The sequence below is a fragment of the Micrococcus sp. KRD096 genome (genome assembly GCF_017168495.1).
Taxonomy (GTDB): Bacteria; Actinomycetota; Actinomycetes; order Actinomycetales; family Micrococcaceae; genus Micrococcus; species Micrococcus luteus.
Genome location: NZ_JABFAY010000084.1, coordinates 1 through 3,296 on the forward strand (window position 1 = coordinate 1; position 3,296 = coordinate 3,296).

The 3,296-nt window shown below is 62.7% G+C and carries 5 protein-coding genes; 4 read left to right on the forward strand and 1 reads right to left on the reverse strand.

Annotated features, from left to right (window positions below; translation table 11 throughout):
* Positions 1-475 precede the first annotated feature (475 nt).
* Genes J1M41_RS11775 through J1M41_RS11785 form a run of 3 tightly spaced genes read left to right on the forward strand, consistent with a single transcriptional unit; the run spans position 476 to position 1,991 of the window.
* Positions 476-1,003, forward strand: coding sequence for a hypothetical protein (locus J1M41_RS11775; RefSeq protein WP_206451817.1), 528 nt, complete (start codon positions 476-478; stop codon positions 1,001-1,003).
* Positions 1,004-1,035: 32 nt separating this feature from the next.
* Entirely contained in the window at positions 1,036-1,497 is a 462-nt protein-coding gene (locus J1M41_RS11780; protein WP_206451818.1) for a helix-turn-helix domain-containing protein, read from the forward strand.
* Positions 1,494-1,991 (forward strand): hypothetical protein, encoded by a 498-nt coding sequence (locus J1M41_RS11785; RefSeq protein WP_206451819.1) that lies wholly within the window; start codon positions 1,494-1,496, stop codon positions 1,989-1,991. Before J1M41_RS11780 ends, J1M41_RS11785 begins: the two co-directional genes overlap by 4 nt.
* Positions 1,992-1,993: 2 nt before the next feature.
* Here the strand turns inward: J1M41_RS11785 and J1M41_RS11790 are convergent, their stop codons facing one another.
* On the reverse strand, positions 1,994-2,404 hold the full coding sequence (locus J1M41_RS11790; RefSeq protein ID WP_206451820.1) for a recombinase family protein: 411 nt from the start codon (positions 2,402-2,404) through the stop codon (positions 1,994-1,996).
* 541 nt (positions 2,405-2,945) lie between these two features.
* Between J1M41_RS11790 and J1M41_RS11795 the strand changes: the two genes are divergently transcribed.
* Positions 2,946-3,296: hypothetical protein (locus J1M41_RS11795; RefSeq protein WP_206451821.1), on the forward strand; the 351-nt coding region annotated here is incomplete at its 3' end.

The window sequence follows — 3,296 nt, forward strand, 5'->3', positions numbered from 1 at the left end:
GCTAGCTTCCATGGCGCTCCCCGCGGCGGGCTTCCTTGTGTCTGCAGCCCCCTCGCTCATCACCGGCCCCTACTGACCAGTCGGCCCCCACGCGCGGGGCCGCGTCCTGTCCGTCGTCATCCGTGACGGTGGGCGGCGCGAGGTCACAGCGTGATCCTCCAGCGTCTACAGCCCTCTGTGCTGCCAATCATGAGGGCGCGGTGATAGCCCTCCCGAACGCTCCCGAACCGCCGGGGCGAGGACGGCCAGTCGACGGCCGGCCCCAGGGCCACGCGAGAGACGCCTGCCGATCGGTGGGGGTCTGCTCGGCGGGGGCGAATGTCGCAGAGCAGGGGCGGAGGGCGGCGGGTTTTCTGGGATGAGGGACCGAGAGGCTTGGGCCCGTAGGGCTCCGCTAGCCTCTCCACTCACCGGTGCGCTCCCCGGTTGGATACGGGACTGTGGCCTAGTCGGCCAGAGTCCCTAAGATGCATCCATGACGACGAAGCGGTCCAGGTGCAGTAGCAATGTTGCCGTCGAGTACTTCTGGCGCTTCACGGCCAACGGTCAGCACATCGAACGGACAGTGGAGTTCCTTCAGAAGTGCTTGGACAAGCCAGGGCGTGTGCAGAACGAATATCTAGAGGAGCTGAACGCTGCTGCCTTCGAGGACCATCTCGAGTTGGCGGCCAAGGGCCGCTTGCAGCCAGGGACACATGTCAAAGAAGTCCGGCGTCACCCCGAGGTTGATCTGTATGAGATTCGCTGGGACGGCATCGCCGTGCAAGGGCAGGACATAGTGTCTGGGCTGTACAAGGACCCGGAAGAGGTGTTGGTCCGCCTCTACTACGTCGAGACGGGGGAGGCTTGGGTGGTAGGTCTTCACGGTCACGAGAAGGCCATACTCGAGTCGGACGAGGAGACGAACCAGGCGCAGGACGTTGAGATCGACAAAGCTGCGGAGCTGGCGCGTGTGAACGCGGAGGCGCGTTGGGGAGTGCCCGAGCTAATCCAGCGGGGGTGACGCGCCCTGCTGGCGGGTATAGCATATACCGCATGAAGACCGAGGACAGAAGCCGCATCAGGAGCCGCGCTAAGTCGCTGACGGCCGCCCAGCGGCAGCTGATGGACCAGCTGGTGGACCTCCGGGAGAAGCACGGGCTCTCACAGGCCGAAGTGGCTCAGCGGATGGGGGTGCACCAGAGCAGCGTTGCTCGAATCGAGGCGTACGACTCCAACCCCACCTTTTCCACTCTTCGTCGGTACGCGTTGGCTATAGAGGCTCGGTTGCGCCTCGAAGCCTACGCGGACGACGGGAGCGATTACGCCCCTTCTGAACGGTCCAGCGCGGACGGGACAGCTGAGGCGCAGTCCGGCCTGCCACGGGATCCCTCGACCATGGGTCGCAACTTGCCGGACGGGTGGAAGTTCGAGTACGGCGTTAGTGGTACTCACCACATAATCACGTGGCATGCTAAGGCGAAGGTGGGATTCGCTAAGGTAGGGATCAAGAAATGACCGACTTGAACGAGATGCTCACTGACCTAGTAGAGGCCGCCACTCTAGAGGACATCAGGTACTTCCGCGTGTCGGCAGAGGAGTTTGAAGACCCTGTGAGCGAAGACGAAGTTGGGGATCCCCGATTTGACCTTCGCATACGTCCCTATCAAGGGGGCGGGGACGGGGACGCGGCTGGTAGCAAACCCATCCGTCTCGACTTCCATCTCCGAGTTACGGCCCCTATCCCCGATGGTACAGGGGAGGTGCTGGCCGAGCCTGTGGCATCGTACGTTTTCCCTGCGGACGCGCACCGTCTCCTGACCAGGGAAAGCGTCAACTCATTCGCGAATGAAGTTGCCGTGATGTCCCTCATCCCCTATGCCCGAGAAGCCGTCGCGAGCATGGCGCTCCGGGGGTTCCGGGGAACCTTCCTCATGCCAATCATCAAGCGGGGTGACCTCAACTTTGACATTGATTTCACCCTAGACGTTGATGGTGGAGCCGCCGACTAGGCTCAATCCTGCGTCGAGGGCGCCTCTATCTTGAGGAGCCGATACATGGTGGAAACTGACACCCCGGCGGCGTTGGCAATCTCGCGGGGGGTCATGTCGTTTGCGCTGTGAAGCCGCTTCACCAGAGCGATCTTCTTTGCGTCGTACTTTCGGGGGCGACCCCCTTTTCGGCCTTTCTCCGCGGCGGCCTGGCGGCCTGTTTCTGTGCGCTCGAGGATGGTGGCGTGCTCGAACTCGGCCAGGCTGGCGAAGATGTAGAATACCATACGGCCGGCGGGGCCAGAGGTGTCAATGCCCTCTCGGATGGACCGGAAGTTGACGCCACGGTCTTGGAGCAGGTTTACGAGGGCCACGAGGTCGGCCATGGTGCGGCCCATGCGGTCCAGGGAGCACACCAGAACGGTATCCCCCACGCGCGAGGAGTCGACCATGGGATTTGGAACCGCCCGAGCGTTGCTCGGGTACCACTGGCGCTGGGCTGCGCCTGCAAGCCATGGGCTCTAAGCGGGAGGGTGCCTGTCTGCCTCAAGCGTCTTCTGAGGATGAAGGCTGGGTACCGGTGTCGACTGAGGAGTGCAGACCCCCTGCCTGGGCAGGTGGGCCATCACCCCTCTGGTGTCCTCCACCTTCTGTCCGTACAACTCACATGAAGTTGGCATCGACTCCATTCCACCTGACTCCCTGCCCGCCAGCCCATGTGTCCATGCCAGTCGCGTTTGCATCAGGTACGGTGCGTACATGCCACTATGGGCGCCTTCGTGGGCGGTAACACATCGTCACTTCGACTTCCCCGTCACCCTGGGTAACGGGGGACGGCGTATGCCTGCGGCAGCCACCCAAAAGCCACTTCGGTTACGCCTCTCAGGTCTGTCCCTGGTAGCCGCGGCTTACCTTTCGGGCCAGCCGAGTCATATGTTGGGTGCTTGGGGATCGAGTGGTGCGTATGCCTTCCGAATGTGGCGTGTCTGGGCCGCACTTGGGTTGCTGAAGCCCGACGGCAATAACCGCGTCACGCGCTCCGCTGAGTATGAGGAACTTGATCCGACCGAGAAGACGCATCTGAATTACGTTCTAGGTGGCACGCTGGCGAAGGCCTACGCGGCCGACAAGCTGGGCGTCCCATGGCTAGCGCACCTCTCGCTGGCAGCGCGCGCTGGCAACGTGATTCAGTACCAGGGAGCAAGAAGGCCCGACTACATCGGCTACACGGCAAATCAGGGCACCTTGGTGATCGCTGAAGCGAAGGGGCGCCAGCAGGTCCGCCAAAGTCTTCGAGCTGCGTTGGACGGCAAGGTCCAAGCTAGA